Annotated in this window: 16 protein-coding genes and 1 pseudogene; 12 read left to right on the top strand and 5 right to left on the bottom strand. The window is 68.5% G+C overall.

Annotated elements, in window-relative coordinates; translation table 11 throughout:
- Positions 1 to 70: 70 nt before the first annotated feature.
- Positions 71 to 2,065, top strand: coding sequence for an acetoacetate--CoA ligase (locus ACAM57_RS31325; RefSeq protein WP_369660131.1), 1,995 nt, complete (start codon positions 71 to 73; stop codon positions 2,063 to 2,065).
- 7 nt (positions 2,066 to 2,072) lie between these two features.
- Positions 2,073 to 2,516 carry a YbaY family lipoprotein gene (locus ACAM57_RS31320; protein ID WP_369660130.1) on the top strand — a complete coding sequence of 148 codons (444 nt, stop codon included), beginning with the start codon at positions 2,073 to 2,075 and terminating at the stop codon, positions 2,514 to 2,516.
- Between the two features lie 11 nt (positions 2,517 to 2,527).
- On the opposite strand, the pseudogene ACAM57_RS31315 reads toward ACAM57_RS31320, so the two are convergent.
- Together ACAM57_RS31315 and ACAM57_RS31310 are read right to left on the bottom strand one after the other, a co-directional pair.
- Positions 2,528 to 4,336 (bottom strand): annotated as a pseudogene (locus ACAM57_RS31315) (adenylate/guanylate cyclase domain-containing protein); the annotation flags it as partial.
- A 361-nt stretch (positions 4,337 to 4,697) separates the two neighbouring features.
- A complete protein-coding gene (locus ACAM57_RS31310; protein ID WP_126020570.1) occupies positions 4,698 to 5,417 on the bottom strand; it encodes a 2OG-Fe(II) oxygenase in 720 nt (239 codons plus the stop codon).
- 129 nt (positions 5,418 to 5,546) lie between these two features.
- Between ACAM57_RS31310 and ACAM57_RS31305 the strand changes: the two genes are divergently transcribed.
- From ACAM57_RS31305 to ACAM57_RS31290, 4 genes are read left to right on the top strand one after another with little or no spacing between them, the layout of a single operon-like run.
- Entirely contained in the window at positions 5,547 to 5,894 is a 348-nt protein-coding gene (locus ACAM57_RS31305) for a hypothetical protein (protein WP_221297555.1), read from the top strand.
- Positions 5,891 to 6,712 carry a zeta toxin family protein gene (locus tag ACAM57_RS31300; protein WP_369660129.1) on the top strand — a complete coding sequence of 274 codons (822 nt, stop codon included), beginning with the start codon at positions 5,891 to 5,893 and terminating at the stop codon, positions 6,710 to 6,712. Before ACAM57_RS31305 ends, ACAM57_RS31300 begins: the two co-directional genes overlap by 4 nt.
- A 12-nt stretch (positions 6,713 to 6,724) precedes the next feature.
- Positions 6,725 to 7,228: a GFA family protein gene (locus ACAM57_RS31295; RefSeq protein ID WP_369660128.1), complete on the top strand. Its 504-nt coding sequence runs from the start codon at positions 6,725 to 6,727 to the stop codon at positions 7,226 to 7,228.
- A 16-nt stretch (positions 7,229 to 7,244) separates the two neighbouring features.
- Positions 7,245 to 8,045 (top strand): 2-keto-4-pentenoate hydratase, encoded by an 801-nt coding sequence (locus tag ACAM57_RS31290; protein ID WP_369660127.1) that lies wholly within the window; start codon positions 7,245 to 7,247, stop codon positions 8,043 to 8,045.
- On the opposite strand, the gene ACAM57_RS31285 is transcribed toward ACAM57_RS31290, so the two are convergent.
- On the bottom strand, positions 8,032 to 8,946 hold the full coding sequence (locus ACAM57_RS31285) for a LysR substrate-binding domain-containing protein (RefSeq protein ID WP_369660126.1): 915 nt from the start codon (positions 8,944 to 8,946) through the stop codon (positions 8,032 to 8,034). The genes ACAM57_RS31290 and ACAM57_RS31285 overlap by 14 nt on opposite strands.
- Positions 8,947 to 9,138: 192 nt before the next feature.
- Between ACAM57_RS31285 and ACAM57_RS31280 the strand changes: the two genes are divergently transcribed.
- From ACAM57_RS31280 to ACAM57_RS31255, 6 genes are all read left to right on the top strand, one after another.
- Complete coding sequence (locus ACAM57_RS31280; RefSeq protein ID WP_369660125.1) at positions 9,139 to 10,338, top strand: acyl-CoA dehydrogenase; 1,200 nt, start codon at positions 9,139 to 9,141, stop codon at positions 10,336 to 10,338.
- Between the two features lie 151 nt (positions 10,339 to 10,489).
- A complete protein-coding gene (locus ACAM57_RS31275; protein WP_369660124.1) occupies positions 10,490 to 11,725 on the top strand; it encodes a CaiB/BaiF CoA transferase family protein in 1,236 nt (411 codons plus the stop codon).
- Positions 11,726 to 11,741: 16 nt separating this feature from the next.
- A complete protein-coding gene (locus ACAM57_RS31270; RefSeq protein WP_184638912.1) occupies positions 11,742 to 12,176 on the top strand; it encodes a VOC family protein in 435 nt (144 codons plus the stop codon).
- A 216-nt stretch (positions 12,177 to 12,392) separates the two neighbouring features.
- Complete coding sequence (locus tag ACAM57_RS31265; RefSeq protein ID WP_126020558.1) at positions 12,393 to 12,806, top strand: organic hydroperoxide resistance protein; 414 nt, start codon at positions 12,393 to 12,395, stop codon at positions 12,804 to 12,806.
- Positions 12,807 to 12,894: 88 nt separating this feature from the next.
- A complete protein-coding gene (locus ACAM57_RS31260; protein WP_369660123.1) occupies positions 12,895 to 13,479 on the top strand; it encodes a hypothetical protein in 585 nt (194 codons plus the stop codon).
- Positions 13,480 to 13,564: 85 nt separating this feature from the next.
- Complete coding sequence (locus tag ACAM57_RS31255; RefSeq protein WP_369660122.1) at positions 13,565 to 13,900, top strand: hypothetical protein; 336 nt, start codon at positions 13,565 to 13,567, stop codon at positions 13,898 to 13,900.
- Here the strand turns inward: ACAM57_RS31255 and ACAM57_RS31250 are convergent.
- Together ACAM57_RS31250 and ACAM57_RS31245 are read right to left on the bottom strand one after the other, a co-directional pair.
- Complete coding sequence (locus ACAM57_RS31250) at positions 13,897 to 14,358, bottom strand: CopD family protein (protein ID WP_369660121.1); 462 nt, start codon at positions 14,356 to 14,358, stop codon at positions 13,897 to 13,899. The two genes, ACAM57_RS31255 and ACAM57_RS31250, sit on opposite strands and share 4 nt — an antisense overlap.
- A gap of 55 nt (positions 14,359 to 14,413) precedes the next feature.
- On the bottom strand, positions 14,414 to 15,343 hold the full coding sequence (locus tag ACAM57_RS31245) for a LysR family transcriptional regulator (protein WP_369660120.1): 930 nt from the start codon (positions 15,341 to 15,343) through the stop codon (positions 14,414 to 14,416).
- Positions 15,344 to 15,443: the final 100 nt, after the last annotated feature.

The raw sequence follows: 15,443 nt of genomic DNA, 5'->3' as shown, positions 1-15,443 counted from the left end.
TTGAACACGCGTACAAACCCTGAGGTCAACCCTCATTGAGCACGGTCGTTCGCGGCGCTACGCTCGTGCAATGCCCGCTCCCAACATCCCCCAGATCCGCCTCTACCAGGACTGGCTGCGCGAGACGCGCGGCCTCGCATTCGACAGCTACGACGCCCTGTGGCGCTGGTCCGTCACCGAGCTCGATGCCTTCTGGCAGAGCATCTGGGACTACGCCCGCATCGAGTCGCCCACACCGCACACGGCGGTGCTCGCCGAATCGCGCATGCCCGGCGCGCGCTGGTTCCCCGGTGCACAGGTCAACTACGCGCGCGAGGTGCTGCGCCACGTCGACGCGGCCCATGCGGCAGGCATGCCCGCCATCGTGAGCGACAACGAACTGGGCCAGGTGCGCGAGATGTCGTGGCCCGAGATGCGCCGCCAGGTCGCATCGGTGGCGCTCACGCTGAAGTCGCTGGGCGTGAAGCGCGGCGACCGCGTCGCGGCCTACATGCCCAATGTGCCCGAGACCATGGTCGCCTTTCTCGCATGCTCCAGCATCGGCGCGATCTGGAGCGTGTGCGCGCCCGACATGGGCACGGCCGCCGTGGCCGACCGCTTCCGCCAGATCGAGCCCAAGGTGCTGATCGCTGTCGACGGCGTGCACTACGGCGGCAAGCCGCTGGACCGCAGCGCCGTGCTGCAGGAGCTGCGCGGCCAGCTGCCCAGCGTGCAGAAGCTGCTGCTGGCGAAGTCGCCCTACGCAGCCAGCACGGTGCCGCACGACGTCGAATGGACGCAGGCCATCGCGCGCGACGACGCCGAGGTCGCCGCCTTCGAGCCCGAGTGGCTGCCCTTCGACCACCCGATCTGGATCGTCTATTCGAGCGGCACCACCGGCCTGCCCAAGCCCATCGTGCACGGGCAGGGCGGCATCATCCTCACCATGCATGCCTGCGGGCTGCACAACGACGTGGGCGCGAGCTACGGCGCCAACAACTTCGGCGAGCGCTACCACTGGTTCAGCTCCACCGGCTGGGTGATGTGGAACTCGCAGCTCTCGGGCATGGCCTTCGGCGCCACCATCTGCATCTACGACGGCAACCCGGCGGGCAGCAAGGAGAAGCCCGACTGGGGCGTGCTGTGGCGCTTCGTGGCGCGCCACAAGGTCACCTTCTTCGGCGCGGGCGCGGCCTACTTCACCAACTGCATGAAGGCCGGGCTCGTCGCGAAGGAGTGCGGCGATCTCTCGCGCGTGCGCGCGCTGGGCAGCACCGGCTCGCCGCTGCCCGAGGAGGTGCAGCGCTGGGGCTCGAGGCAGATCCTCGAAGCGGGTTCGAAGGAGGTGTGGTGGTGCAACATCTCGGGCGGTACCGATTTCTGCGGCGCCTTCGTCGGCGGCAACCGCGACCTGCCCGAGGTGCCCGGACAGATGCAGTGCCGCGAGCTCGGCCATGCGGTCGAGGCCTGGAACGAACAGGGCCAGCCCGTCATCGGCGAAGTGGGCGAGCTCGTCTGCACCAAGGCCATTCCGTCGATGCCGCTGTACTTCTGGGGCGACGAGGGTAACGCGCGCTACCTGTCGAGCTACTTCGACACCTACCCGGGCGTCTGGCGCCACGGCGACTGGATAAAGATCGGCACCGACGGCGGCTGCATCATCTACGGCCGCAGCGACGCCACCATCAACCGCCAGGGCTTGCGCATGGGCACCAGCGAGATCTACAGCGCCGTCGAAGGCCTGCCCGAGGTGCTCGACTCGATGGTGGTCGACCTCGAATACCTGGGCCGCGACAGCTACATGCCGCTGTTCGTGGTGCTGCGCCCCGGCGTGGCGCTCGACGACGCCATGCGCGCGAAGATCAATAACGCCATCAAGACATCGCTGTCGCCGCGCTTCGTGCCCAACGACATCTTCCAGGTGGCCGAGATACCGCGCACGCTCTCGGGCAAGAAGCAGGAGCTGCCGATCAAGAAGCTGCTGCTGGGCCAGCCTATAGAAAAGGTTGTCAACCGTGAAGCAATGGCGAACCCCGGCAGCCTCGACTGGTACGTGGCCTTTGCCGCGCAGCGTGCCTCCGCATAATGGGCGGATGAAAAGACGCACCAGCCTCCTCATGTTCTCCGCCATCGCGGGCGCCTCGCTGCTGAGCGCCTGCGCAGTGCCTTCTTCTCCGGCAGCGGGCGGTACCGCGCAGCTGCGCGTGACCGGTACCGTCACCTACCGCGAACGCATCGCGCTCGACCCCGCGGCCGACATCGTGGTGCAGCTGCTCGACGTGTCGCTCATGGACGCGCCTTCGAAGGTCCTCGCCGAACAGCGCATCAAGGCCAACGGCAAGCAGGTGCCCTTCGCCTACGAGCTGAAGGTGGATGCCGCGCGCATCGATCCACGTATGCGCTACGCGGTGTCGGCGCGCATCACGCGCGGCGAGCAGCTCCTCTTCATCAACGACACGCAGTACCCGGTGCTCACGCAGGGCGGCACCACCAGCGCCGACCTCGTGCTGGTGCGCGTCACCCAGGCGCCGCGCTAGGCGGTTCAGGACATCACCAGCTCGTAGAGCACCATGCGCGTCTGCCGGCCGCGCAGCTCGACCTGCTCTTCGATGCGCCGCGTATGCAGCCGGCCATCGAGCCCGGCGAAGGTGGTCTCGGACATCAGCGCCAGCGTGCCCAGCTGCTTGTTGATGCCTTCGATGCGGCTCGCCACGTTGATCGCATCGCCGAACGCGGTGTACGAGAGCCGGTCGTTCGAGCCCAGCACCCCCGCGATCACCGTGCCCGTGTGAATGCCCACGCGCGTGCGGAACTCGGGCAGGCCCTGCTCGGCCCACTTGCGGTTGAGCTCGTCCATCTCCACGTGCAGCTCCAGCGTGGCCAGGCAGGCCTTGTACTCCGCGTCCTTGAGGTCGGAGGGCGCGCCCCACAGCACCATGATGCCGTCGCCGATGAACTTGTCGATCACGCCGCCGTGCCGCGAGAAAACGCCGGTCGCGAGGTTGAAGTATTCGGTGAGCATGCCCACCAGAACGTCGGTGTCCAGCGACTCCGAGATCGAGGTGAAGCCCTCCACGTCGGTGAACATCACCGTCACGCGGCGCGGCGAACCCGAAGGAGCGAGCGCGTGGCCTTCGTCGATGAGCTGGTTGATCACGTCCACCGGCACGAACTTGCTGAAGGCCTTGAGGCTGCGCGCCGAATCGTCCAGCGCCTGGTCCAGGTGCTGTATCTCGAGCACGCGGCTAGGCTCGCGCGGCAGGTTGTCGAGCTCCAGCAGGCCGATGCGGCGCGCGATGTGCGAGAGGTTCTCCACCGGCGCGGTCACCAGCTTCGAGAGCTTCAGCGACATGAACAGCGCGATCACCAGGAAGGCCATCGCCAGCCCCAAGCCCCAGAGCACGGCACGGCGCAAGTCGCCCAGCAGCACGTCTTCGGGCACCCAGCTCACCAGCTGCCAGCCGGTGCTCGGGATGAGCGAGGTCTGCACCAGGTAGCGGCGGCCTTCGTAGGTGAAGGAGAACGCCGTGTCGCTGCCGCTGCCCGCGGTGCCGGCAGTGAGCATGTGGGCGTGCAGCGCGCCCAGCACGCCGCTGGGCGGCTCCAGCTTGTGAAGCACGCCGGGCATGTCGCTGCGCGCGAGCACCCGGAAGTCGGCGCTCAGCAGCGCGCTGTCGCCGTAGCCGTCGCTGTTGAACTGGCGCACGAATTCCGAGAGCCGGCCGAGCGAAACGTCGCCCGCCACCACCAGCTTCTGCGCACCGCCCGGGTAGCTGCGCTGGCTGGGCAGCGCGTATGTCACGCCGAGCTCCTGCGCGGCGGCGAACACATAGGGCTGCGTCCAGACCGGACCGCCCGCCTTCGAGGCCTGCAGGTACCAGCTGCGCCTGGTCGGGTCGTAGTCGCTGCGGAATGCGCCCAGGCGCTGGGTGGCGTAGCGCTGCTGCACGTTGGCCTCGGCGCCCAGCGGCAGCTTGTACTGCCAGGTCTCGGTGGTGAAGCCTTCGTCGAGCTCGATGTGGCGCATGGCCGGCACCGGGTAGCGCAGGGCCATCAGCATCTGGCCCCTCTCGTTGCTCACGTAGATGCTGTCGAGCTCGGGCGACTGCTGCAGCAGTGTCCAGAGCAGCTCCGCCGTCTTCTCCGATTGTTCGCCCGCTGGGCGCAGGCTGGGCGCGGAGCCCACTGCGTTGATGACCGATTCCGCCTTCTGCAGGAAGGCCAGCACCTTGTCCTCGGTGCGGTCGTGGTTCGACTTGTGCGCCGACACGCCGATGCGCGACACCAGCCTCTGCGAGCCCCAGTAGCCCAGCGACACCAGCAGCAGCGACTGCGCCAGCGCCACCGCGCTCACGATGGTGCCCACGTCCACCCGGAAGCGGCGCGAGCGCCCGGGAGGTGCGACGAGCGCCGGCGTGGGGGGCGACGCTCCCGTGACAGATTTGACCGGCGGCTTTCCAGCCGCTTCCGGATTTCCGGACGAGTTCTTGTTCATACAGCTCCCTGACAACCACTCGACGCCGCAAGGCCGAAGCCGCGGGCCGGCTTCCGTCAGGCCCGCGGCGCCGATCGTTGGTGTCGGGGTCCGTGGCTGCGCGGAAGCGGGCGTGATTTTCGCTCGACTTCGGCTTGCCGTGCGGTATTGCACGGCGCGGCGGTGGCTCGAGCCTGTCTAGACCAGTCCGGGGAAGATGCTGAAAAAAGAGGCGGCTCGTCCGTCAGCGCGCGTCGTGGAAGATGATGCCCAGCGTATGCCGGCGCCCCGAGCGTACGCGGCTCACACCGTGGCGCATCGTCACGCGATAGCTGCCGCGCGTGCCGGCCACCGGCCGCTGGTTGACCGCGAAGATCACCGCCTCGCCCCGCGAGAGCGACACCACCTCGGCGCGCGACTGCATGCGCGGGCGCTGTTCGGTCAGCACGAACTCGCCGCCGGCGAAATCGCTGCCGGGCTCGCTCAGCAGCACCGTGAGCTGCAACGGGAATTGCAGGTCGCCGTACAGGTCCTGGTGCAGGCAGTTGTAGTCGCCCTCGCCGTAGCGCAGCAGCAGCGGGGTGGGGCGCTCCTGGCCGGCTGCGTGGCAGCGCGCCAGGTACGCGGCGTGTTCCGCCGGATAGTCGGCCGGCTGGCCCATTGCCGCCGCCCACGCGTTGGCCAGCGGCGCGAGGCGCTCGTACAGCGCGGCGCGCCACGCCGCCAGCTTCGGCGGCAGCGGATAGGCGAAGTACTGGTACTCGCCCTGGCCGAAGCCGTGGCGCTGCATCACCACGCGGCTGCGGAAATGACGGGGCCGGTCGTACATCGCCACGAGCGCGGCGCATTCCGTCGGGGTGAAAAGCGGTGTGCCGGTGGTGGCGCAGCCGCGGGCGGCGATGTCGGCTTCGATGCGGGGCCAGTCGAGGGCTTCGACCAGGGAGGCTGGGGTTGCTGCTGTCATGCGTGCAGTGTCCCGTCTTCGGCACCGAGCGGCTGGCCGTTTCCGGACGCGGATTTCCGCACCGGTTCGCATCGCGGGCTTTGGAGGGCCAAGCGGAGGCTGTCCGGGGTTTTGAGCGATCATCCCCTCATGGCAAGAGAAAAAACCACCTCGCGCGAAGGCTCCACGGGGCAGCTGGTGCAGGGCCGGCCGGTGGCCGTGCTGGGGCGCGGCATGGCGCTGGTCAAGGTCGGCAAGGCGCCGCGTCCGCAGGTGCGGCCCGAGGACAACACCACGGCGCTGATGAAGAAGGCGGCCCGTGCGCTGGGCAAGCCCGGCATCGACAGGTCGGTGGTCTTCCGCGGACCCAACGCGGCCAAGGTGTACGCCTACTCGGCCTATCCGCCGGACCCGAGCAAGATCGTGCGCGAAGCGGCCGACGGCACCAAGGTCATCGGCCGCATGGTCGACGGCAGGTTCCGCGCGAGCAAGGCGTGAGCATCAACCGCCCGCCGAAGCTCGAAAAACTGCTGGAGCAGACGCAGGGCCCGCGTCCCGTGGCCTTCGTGCTGGCCGGCCACAACGGCTCCGGCAAATCCACCCTCTGGTATTCGCGCCTGGCGCCCTCGCTGCGCCTGCCGCTGGTCAATGCCGACCGGATGATGATGTCCATCCTGCCCGACGCAGACCCCGCCACCGGACACATCCCCGCCTGGGCCCAGCGCCTGCGCGACGACGACGAGCGCTGGCAGATCCTCTCGCAGAAGGGCGTGCGCGCCTTCAAGAGCCTGGTGATGGACCAGCGCATGCCCTTCGCCTTCGAGACCGTCTTCTCGCACTGGAAGCCGCTGCCCGGCGGCGGCCACGAGTCGAAGGCCGACGACATCCGCGCGATGCAGGAAGCCGGCTACTTCGTCGTGCTGCTCTTCGTGGGGCTGGTGTCGGTGGACATGTCGGTCTTCCGCGTGAGCACGCGCAGGCAGCAGGGCGGCCATGACGTGGACCGCAGGAAGCTCATCGAGCGCTTTCCCCGCACGCAGGCGGCGGTCGGCCACGCGGCGCAGATCGCGAACATGACGCTCATGTTCGACAACAGCCGCTCGGAAAAGGACGCCTTCTCGCTGGTGCGCGCGCAGGCGAAGAAGTCGGTGCTGTTCGACGCGCGCGACCCGCAGTTCGACGTCGACCCGCAGCTGCGCGCCGTCTGCGACCCGTGGCTGGAGAAGGTCACGGGACCGTTCAGGCCGCCGCGCGCTTCGCCGCCGAGGAAGAACAGCGCGGCATCGGCAGCGCCGGCGACCACATCGACAACCTGACCGGAGACCTTTGTGAGCACCTCGAATCCATCCCCCGATCAAGCCGGCGACTGGCAACTTCCCTGGACCGGCGGCTGCCGCTGCGGCCGGGTGCGCCTGCGCATCAGCGCGCCGCCGCTGCTGTCGATGGCTTGCCACTGCACCGGCTGCCAGACCATGAGCGCGAGCGCCTTCTCGCTCTCCATCGCCATTCCCACGCAGGGCTTCGAGGTGGTGTCGGGCGAGCCCGTCATCGGCGGGCCGCACGGCGCCGATTCGCATCACTACTTCTGCCCGCACTGCAAGAGCTGGATGTTCACGCGCGCCGAAGGCCTCGACCAGTTCGTCAACCTCCGGCCGTCGATGCTCGATAGCCACGCATGGGTCGAGCCCTTCGTCGAGACCTGGACCGACGAGAAGCTGCCCTGGGCCACGACGCCCGCGAAGCACAGCTTCGGCGCCCTGCCCGAGATGGACGCCTTCCCGGCGCTCATCGAAGCCTATGCCCGGGAAGGCTCCCGGCCCCCGAAGCGCTGACGGAAGGGCTGGCGCCATGACGCCCCAGGCCGTTCTCGACCACTACGACCAGGGCCTGCTGTGGCCCGCCGATCGCCCGCTCCCGATCGCCGCCGACCTGGACGCCGCCTACCAGCAGGCCCTGGCCCTGCGCGCGCTTCGCGCCGCTCGCGGCGAACGCGCAGTGGGCTACAAGATCGGCTTCACCAACCGCACGATCTGGCCCCGCTACGAGGTCTACGCGCCCATCTGGGGCACCGTGTGGAACACCACGCTCACGCGCAGCAGCGGCGGCACCGGCGAAGTGAGCCTCGACAGGCTGTGCCAGCCGCGCCTCGAACCGGAGATCGTGTTCGGCATGGCCGCCACCCCGCCGCGTGACGCCACGCTGGAAGACCTCTTCGGCTGCATCGCGTGGCTCGCGCCGGGTTTCGAGATCGTGCAGTCGCACCTGCCCGGCTGGAAATTCAGCGCCGCTGACACCGTGGCCGACGGCGGCCTGCACGCGCGCCTGCTGATCGGGCGCGAAACGCCCGTCGGCCACTTCGCCACCAGCGCCCATGCGCTCGACGAACTGCTCGGCTGCACGCATGTGAGGCTCCATCGCGGCGATGAACTCGTCGAAGAAGGCAAGGGTGCCAACGTGCTCGACGGCCCGCTGCATGCCTTGCACCACTTCAACCATGAGCTGCAGCGCTGCGCCGGCGCACCGGCCTTGATGCCCGGCGACGTGGTCACCACCGGCACATGGACTGACGCCTGGCCGCTGGAGCCCGGCCAGTCGTGGCGCGCCGAATTCGACGCGCCCTTCGATTCGCTCGGGATCACGCTGCGCTAGCGGCGGCCCGCGCCTGCTCCAGCAGCCACTCGCTGAAGAACCTCAACAACGGCCGCTGGTCGGCCCGTTCGGGCGTCACGAGGTAGTAGTTGCGCTCGCCCGAGAGCGGCCGCGCGCAGGCCACCACCAGTTCGCCGCGCGCGAGCTCGTCGGCCACCAGCATGGTCGGCATCAGCGCCACGCCGAGCCCGTGCGACGCGGCAGCGGCGAGGATGGAGAACAGCTCGTAGCGCGGGCCGCCGCGTGCGTTGGGTGCGTCCACGCGCTGCGCATCGAACCACTGGCGCCAGCCGTCGGGGCGCGTGCTCTGCTGCAGCAGCGGCATCCTGGCGATGGCGGCGGGCGTCACGGCCTTGCCGCGCGGAAGAAGGGCGGGGCTGCACACCGGCACCACGTCCTCGTGCATCAGCAGCAGCGCGCGCGTGCCGGCCCAGTTCTCGACTTGCGCGGGCGTGCCGGCGTAGAGCGCGGCGTCGAACTCCGCGTCGGCGAACAGAAAGGGCCGGGTGCGCGTCTCGATGTGCACCACCACGTCGGGCTGCAGCGCCGCGAAGCCCTTCAGGCGCGGCATCAGCCAGCGGGTGGCGAAGGTGGGCACGGCCGCCAGCGAGAGCGAGCCGCCCTCGCCCTGGTGCGCCATGGCGTCGAGCGTGTCGCGCTCCATCGCTTCGAGCCGTTTGCTGATCTGCCGCGCATAGGCCGCGCCGCTGGCCGTGAGCGCCACGCCGTGCCGCGTGCGGCGGAACAGCGCCACGCCCAGGAAGGCCTCGAGCGTGCCGATCTGGCGCGACACCGCGCTCTGCGTGAGGGCCAGTTCCTGCGCGGCGCGGGTGTAGCTCTCGTGGCGCGCGGCGGCGTCGAAGCACACCAGGGTCTGCAGGGGCGGGATCTTGCGGCGCATGTATGCCTCGGCTGTATGTATGGATCCGATGGCTCGTCAATGGAGAAGCCGCTCGAACATCTTGCAAGACATTCTACGAACGCATATCTGGGTGCGGAATCATCGTTTGCGTCATGGCCCCCGCGTGGCTAGCATCGGCCGATCCCCCTCGTTTTTGTTTTTCTTTCTTCCCCCTTTTCCGGAGACAGCCACATGGCCGCCAAAGCGCAATTCCACTGGGACGACCCCCTTCTTCTCGACCAGCAGCTGACCGACGAAGAACGCATGATCCGCGACGCGGCCAATGCCTACTGCCAGGAGCGCCTCGCGCCCCGCGTGCTCGAAGGCTTCCGCACCGGCGAGACCGACCCCGCCATCTTTCGCGAAATGGGCGCCCTCGGCCTGCTGGGCCCCACCATCCCCGAGCAGTACGGCGGCCCCGGCCTCAACTACGTGGCCTACGGCCTGATCGCCCGCGAAGTCGAGCGCGTCGACTCGGGCTACCGCTCGATGGCCAGCGTGCAGAGCTCACTGGTGATGGTGCCGATCTTCGAGTTCGGCTCCGAGGGCCAGAAGCAGAAGTTCCTGCCCAAGCTCGCCACCGGTGAATGGATCGGCTGCTTCGGCCTGACCGAACCCGACCACGGCTCCGACCCCGGGAGCATGGCCACGCGCGCCAAGAAGGTGCCGGGCGGCTACTCGCTCACCGGCTCGAAGATGTGGATCAGCAATTCGCCCATCGCCGACGTGTTCGTGGTGTGGGCCAAGGAAGTCAGCGAGAGCGGCGCCGTCGGCCCGATCCGCGGCTTCGTGCTCGAGAAGGGCATGAAGGGCCTGAGCGCTCCCGCCATTCACGGCAAGGTCGGCCTGCGCGCCAGCATCACCGGCGAGATCGTGATGGACGGCGTGTTCTGCCCCGAAGAGAACGCCTTCCCCGAAGTGCAGGGCCTCAAGGGCCCCTTCACCTGCCTCAACAGCGCCCGCTACGGCATCTCGTGGGGCGCGCTCGGCGCCGCCGAGGACTGCTGGCACCGCGCCCGCCAGTACACGCTGGACCGCAAGCAGTTCGGCCGCCCGCTGGCCGCCAACCAGCTCGTCCAGAAGAAGCTGGCCGACATGCAGACCGAGATCACCCTGGGCCTGCAGGGCAGCCTGCGCCTGGGCCGCATGAAGGACGAAGGCATCGCCGCGGTGGAAATCACCTCGATCATGAAGCGCAACAACTGCGGCAAGTCGCTCGACATCGCCCGCATGGCGCGCGACATGATGGGCGGCAACGGCATCAGCGACGAGTTCGGCGTGGCGCGCCACCTGGTGAACCTGGAAGTGGTCAACACCTACGAAGGCACGCACGACATCCATGCGCTGATCCTGGGCCGTGCGATCACGGGCATCGCGGCGTTCTCGAACTGAAAGCGGACAGCCGAACGCAGAAGAAATACACAAAAGGCACGCAGAAGTCGCAGAAGGAAACCTAAGCAAATTCCTGGGTTTTACTTCTGCGACCTTTGCGTGGCCTTCGCGACTTCTGCGTTCTGTCCCCGTATTCCTTCTCGATAGACCCATGACCCCTCAAGCAGCCCTGGACGGCATCAAAGTCCTCGACCTCTCCCGCGTGCTCGCCGGCCCGTGGTGCACGCAGATCCTCGCGGACCTGGGCGCCGACGTCGTCAAGATCGAGCGCCCCGGCGTCGGCGACGACACGCGCACCTGGGGCCCGCCCTTCATCAAGGACGCGGACGGCAACGACACCGACCAGGCCAGCTACTTCACCGCCTGCAACCGCAACAAGCGCTCCGTCACGGTCGACATGGCCACGCCCGACGGGCAGGCGCTGCTCAGGCAGATGGCGGCGCAGGCCGACATCGTGGTGGAGAACTTCAAGACCGGCGGCCTGAAGCAGTACGGCCTCGACCACGAGAGCCTGCGCGCGGCCAACCCGCGCCTCATCTACTGCAGCGTGACCGGCTTCGGCCACGACGGCCCGTATGCCGAGCGCGCGGGCTACGACCTGATGATCCAGGCCATGACCGGCATGATGAGCATCACCGGCCGCCCCGACGACGTGCCCGGCGGCGGCCCGCTGCGCGTGGGCGTGGCGCTGACCGACCTGTTCACCGGCGTCTACGCCAGCACCGCCATCCTCGCGGCGCTGCAGGTGCGCGAGCGCACCGGCGAGGGCCAGCACATCGACATGGCGCTGCTCGACGTGGGCATGGCCATCCTCGCCAACCAGGCCAGCGCCTTCCTCAATACCGGCAAGGCGCCCGGACGCCAGGGCAACACGCACCCCAGCCTCGCGCCGTACCAGGACTTTCCGACGCAGGACGGCGCGATGCTGCTGGCCATCGGCAACAACGGCCAGTTCGCGCGCTTCTGCGAGGCCGGCGGCCACCCCGAGTGGGCGACCGACGCGCGCTTCGCCACCAACACCCTGCGCGTGAAGCACCGCGGCGTGCTCATTCCGATGATGGAAGAGCTCACCCGCACCCGCACCACCGCCGCGTGGGTCACGCTGCTCGAAGACAAGGCCGTGCCCTGCGGCCCGATCAACGACATCGCGCAGGCCTTCGACGACGCGCAGGTCAAGGCGCGCGGCCTCGCGGTCACGCTGCCGCGCGATGCGGGTGACGGCATAGCCAGCATCACCGGCGTGGCGAGCCCGCTGCGCCTGTCGGCCACGCCGCCCGTGCTTCGCCACGCGCCCCCGGCGCTGGGCCAGCACACGCAGGAGGTGCTGACGGAAATGGGCATCGACGCCGCCCGCTTCGAGGCGCTGCGTTCGGCCGGCGTGGTCTGACGAAGAGGAAAGCGGCATGACGAACCCGATGCGCCAGCCGCCGTTCTCGGTGCTGCGCATCGACCACGTCGTGCTGCGCGTGAAGGACGCCGAACGCGCCATCGCGTTCTACTGCGGCGTGCTGGGCTGCACCGTCGAGAAGCGCCGCAACGACCTGGGGCTCGTGCACCTGCGCGCGGGCGCCAGCCTGATCGACCTCGTCACGCCCGACGGCCCGCTGGGCAGGCAGGGCGGGGCGCTCGCCGGTACCGAGGGCCGCAACGTCGATCACTTCTGCCTGCGCATCGAGCCTTTCGACGAAGCCGCCATCCGCGCGTTGATGGCGGCGAATGGCGTGACGGTGTACGGCGATGTACAGAACAACTTCGGCGCCGAGGGCAACGGCCCCTCGATCTACATCGCCGACCCCGACGGCAACAGCGTCGAGCTCAAGGGCCCCGCGGCGGCCTGAGCGTTCCTCTCTTTCTTCTTTCTCCGCCGATTTGTACGCCACTGTGTCTGCCCGACGCAGTGAACACACGCGCATGCAAATCGGCAGGTGGTTCGACACATCGCGGATACAGCCCGCCGATGTAATTCCTGCATCGCTTCAGATGCACGTCACACGAGGCGATGGGGCCCGAGACAGGGCCTCATTCCGAACCACCTTCCATCCAAAGGAACCACCATGACCGACAAGCAAGTCCTCTACACCGGCAAGACCCACACCACCGGCGGCCGCCTCGGCGCATCGCGCAGCAGCGACGGCCACCTGGACATCCAGCTGTCGCCCCCCGGCGGCAATGGCACCGGCACCAATCCCGAGCAGCTGTTCGCCGCCGGCTGGTCGGCCTGCTTCATCGGCGCCATGGGCAAGGCCGCGGGCACGCTGAAGGTCAAGCTGCCGGCCGACCTGTCGGTGGATGCCGAGGTCGACCTGGTCCTGCAGGAAGGCCAGTACTTCCTGCAGGCCCGACTGAACGTGAGCCTGCCCGGCCTCGACCGCGAAACCGCGCGCGCCGTGGTCGACACCGCGCACCAGACCTGCCCGTACTCCAAGCTCACGCGCGGCAACATCGAAGTGGAGCTCAACCTGGTCTGAGCGGGCCGGCATCGGAGCCGTCTCCGGGCTTCGCGGAGAATCGCCCCGCGCCATCTCGCGCAGAACGATTCTTCCAGGGAGGGTTCCGATGTCCGGACATTCATTCGCCGCGCGCGTTGCCGCGCGGCTTTCCTTCGCCATGCCCGCCGTGGCCGTCGCAGCACTGCTGGCCGCATGCGGCTCGCGCCAGCCGACGCCGCCCGAGCCGCCGCCTGCGACCGCCACGCCGCGCAACAGCGTCGTCATGCCCGCAGTCGCCTACGGCACCACGGCCAAGGGCCTGCAGCTGTCGAAGGCCGACGACGCCTGCGACGTGCCCGCATCGCTGCGGCAGGCGGTGCAGGACCAACTGCTCGAACCCTACGAATTCGTGCTCACGCCGCCAGCGCCCGACAACGCGAAGGCCGCGCCCGTGCTGAAGGTGGAGATCACCGACCTGCTGGCGAATGCGGGTGGCCTCTACGGCGGCCCAAAGATCGTTCAGTTGCGCGGCACGCTGGAGCGCCAGGGCGAAGAGCCCGCGACGTTCACTGCGCAGCGCCAGATGTTCATCTACTTCGGCATGCCGCGCAGCACCTGCAGCATGGTCGGTGTGGTGACCTACAAGCTGGGCGAGGACATCGCGCAGTGGCTGCTGAAGCCGGTGAACGGCGCGGTGCTGGGCGAACGCTGAGGTCGATCAAGATATGACTTGCCCGGTCAAGGTCGACGCGGTCGCAGTGCCTTCCCCGTACGACGGTCATGGCGCTCTTGAGATCGTGCGCATCGACTACGTGCCTCGGCAACTCACCATCGTTGCCCGGGATGCGAATGGCGGTGCGCCGATCGGAGTGAGTTTCGCAGGCGTCGTGGCCCATCGGGTCATGGACGAACGCGACCTCGCTGAATACTGGCCCGCCTGTTCATTGCCGAGCGGCTGGGTGTTCTTTATCCAGTCCGGTGGCTGGCTTTCTCAGGAGATGGTGCGCCCCGGCAGCTGCATCGGCTCGTTCTATGGCGAGGTTCGCGAATACCTGGTTGCGGGACTCACCGATTGCGTCTCCGTCCTGTGCACAGGCGAGCCACGATTCGGATTGGAGTGCCGCAGCAGCTAGCTCGCGCGCCCGATGGTCGCCACGCCGAACACGATCACGCCCAGCGCCAGGTTCACCGTCACCAGCTTGCGCACCGTGTTCAGCCGCGCGGCCGCGGCGGGCCAGGCGCTTTCATCCACCGCACGGCGCATCGCCCTGAATACCGAGGCGCGGATGTAGGTGTAGATGGCGGCCATCACGATCGCGATGCTCATCATCGCCTCGATGCGCCAGTGCAGGCTGCGGAAGCCGCCGCCAGCCAGGATCATCGCGACACCGGTCGCGAAGAGCAGCGTGACCGATGCGTCCACCCCCACGAAGAAGCGCCTGAGCGTCGCGGCCATCATGCGCAGGCGCTGCGGCGGTTGTTCGAGCGTGGCGACGGCCGAGGGGCGCACCGCGAAGTGCATGGTGGCCATGCCGCCGACCCAGAAGGCGGCGCACAGCAGGTGGATGAAGAGGGCGGTGACGTAGAGCATGTTGGGCCCGATCAGAACACCGAAGGGCCCCGGCGCGCAACGAAGCCCTTCATCGTCATCCGGAGGGCTTGGTTTCCGCGAAACGCCGCATGTCCGCCACCACCTGCCGCAGCAGCTCCGATGCGGCCGGCGAGAGCATGCGCCCGTGTCGCGACACGATGTGCGAGCGGCCCTGCGACAGCAGCGGGTTCTTCATCGGCAGTTCCACCAGTTCGGGGTTGCTCGCGTTGGGCGTGAGCGAGATGCGCGTGCCCAGCGCATAGCCCAGCCCCGCCGACACGAAGTGCCCGAGCGCGCTGAAGGAGGTGGTGGTCAGGAGCGAGGCCAGGCGAACGCCCTCGCTGATCTCGGCGGCCTCGATGTGCTGGCGCACGCCGAAATTGCGGTGCAGCGTGGCGCCCGGGTAGGGCTGCAGGTCGGCGAGCGTCAGAGGGCGGTCGAGCTGCGCGAGCGGGTGCGAGCGCAGCACCATTGCCTGGATCGGCTGCGGGTGGGAATGGTGCGAGGTCAGTCGCTCGTCCTTCGGCGGCTGGAACAGCAGGCCGACGTGGGCGCGCTCCTCCACCACCCGCTGCACGATCTCGTCGGTGCTGGCCACGTCGAGATCGATCGTGATCTTCGGGTGCGAGATCATGAAGTCGCGCAGGCTGTGGCGCATGAGCCAGTCCACGTAGCCCTCGCCGGCCACGATGTCGATGTGGCCGCGCTCGATCTTGCGGATGCTGTCGAGCTGCGCCATCAGGTGCTGCTTCTGGCTGTGCTGGCGCCGCACGTAGCCGGCCAGCATCTGGCCCGCGTCGGTGGGCACCACGCCGCGCCCGTGGCGCTCCAGCAGCGGCAGGCCGCACTCCTGCTCCAGGATGCCGATGGCGCGGCTGACGGCCGAGGGGTCCATGTCGAGCACCTCGGCGGCGCCGCGTACGGAGCCGCTGTCCAGCACCTGCATGAAGTAGCGCACGCGGCGCGTGTCGAGCCTGTCGTCCATGGCCCTGTCTCCTGAGTGTTGCATCCAATGCAACAAATATGTCAATTCGCGGTCATTGATGCAAGAGGCGGGCGATCCGAAACTCCCCGGCACCCCGCAG

The organism is Variovorax sp. V15 (genome assembly GCF_041154425.1).
GTDB classification, from domain to species: domain Bacteria; phylum Pseudomonadota; class Gammaproteobacteria; order Burkholderiales; family Burkholderiaceae_C; genus Variovorax; species Variovorax guangxiensis.
The sequence above is the reverse complement of the archived record's forward strand: the minus strand, read 5'-3'. Positions and strand labels throughout refer to the sequence as shown.

Coding starts and splice junctions, on each gene's coding strand:
- ACAM57_RS31325 (WP_369660131.1), top strand. CDS start 71: ATGCCCGCTCCCAACATCCCCCAGATCCGCCTCTACCAGGACTGGCTG.
- ACAM57_RS31320 (WP_369660130.1), top strand. CDS start 2,073: ATGAAAAGACGCACCAGCCTCCTCATGTTCTCCGCCATCGCGGGCGCC.
- ACAM57_RS31310 (WP_126020570.1), bottom strand. CDS start 5,417: ATGACAGCAGCAACCCCAGCCTCCCTGGTCGAAGCCCTCGACTGGCCC.
- ACAM57_RS31305 (WP_221297555.1), top strand. CDS start 5,547: ATGGCAAGAGAAAAAACCACCTCGCGCGAAGGCTCCACGGGGCAGCTG.
- ACAM57_RS31290 (WP_369660127.1), top strand. CDS start 7,245: ATGACGCCCCAGGCCGTTCTCGACCACTACGACCAGGGCCTGCTGTGG.
- ACAM57_RS31285 (WP_369660126.1), bottom strand. CDS start 8,946: ATGCGCCGCAAGATCCCGCCCCTGCAGACCCTGGTGTGCTTCGACGCC.
- ACAM57_RS31280 (WP_369660125.1), top strand. CDS start 9,139: ATGGCCGCCAAAGCGCAATTCCACTGGGACGACCCCCTTCTTCTCGAC.
- ACAM57_RS31275 (WP_369660124.1), top strand. CDS start 10,490: ATGACCCCTCAAGCAGCCCTGGACGGCATCAAAGTCCTCGACCTCTCC.
- ACAM57_RS31270 (WP_184638912.1), top strand. CDS start 11,742: ATGACGAACCCGATGCGCCAGCCGCCGTTCTCGGTGCTGCGCATCGAC.
- ACAM57_RS31265 (WP_126020558.1), top strand. CDS start 12,393: ATGACCGACAAGCAAGTCCTCTACACCGGCAAGACCCACACCACCGGC.
- ACAM57_RS31260 (WP_369660123.1), top strand. CDS start 12,895: ATGTCCGGACATTCATTCGCCGCGCGCGTTGCCGCGCGGCTTTCCTTC.
- ACAM57_RS31250 (WP_369660121.1), bottom strand. CDS start 14,358: ATGCTCTACGTCACCGCCCTCTTCATCCACCTGCTGTGCGCCGCCTTC.
- ACAM57_RS31245 (WP_369660120.1), bottom strand. CDS start 15,343: ATGGACGACAGGCTCGACACGCGCCGCGTGCGCTACTTCATGCAGGTG.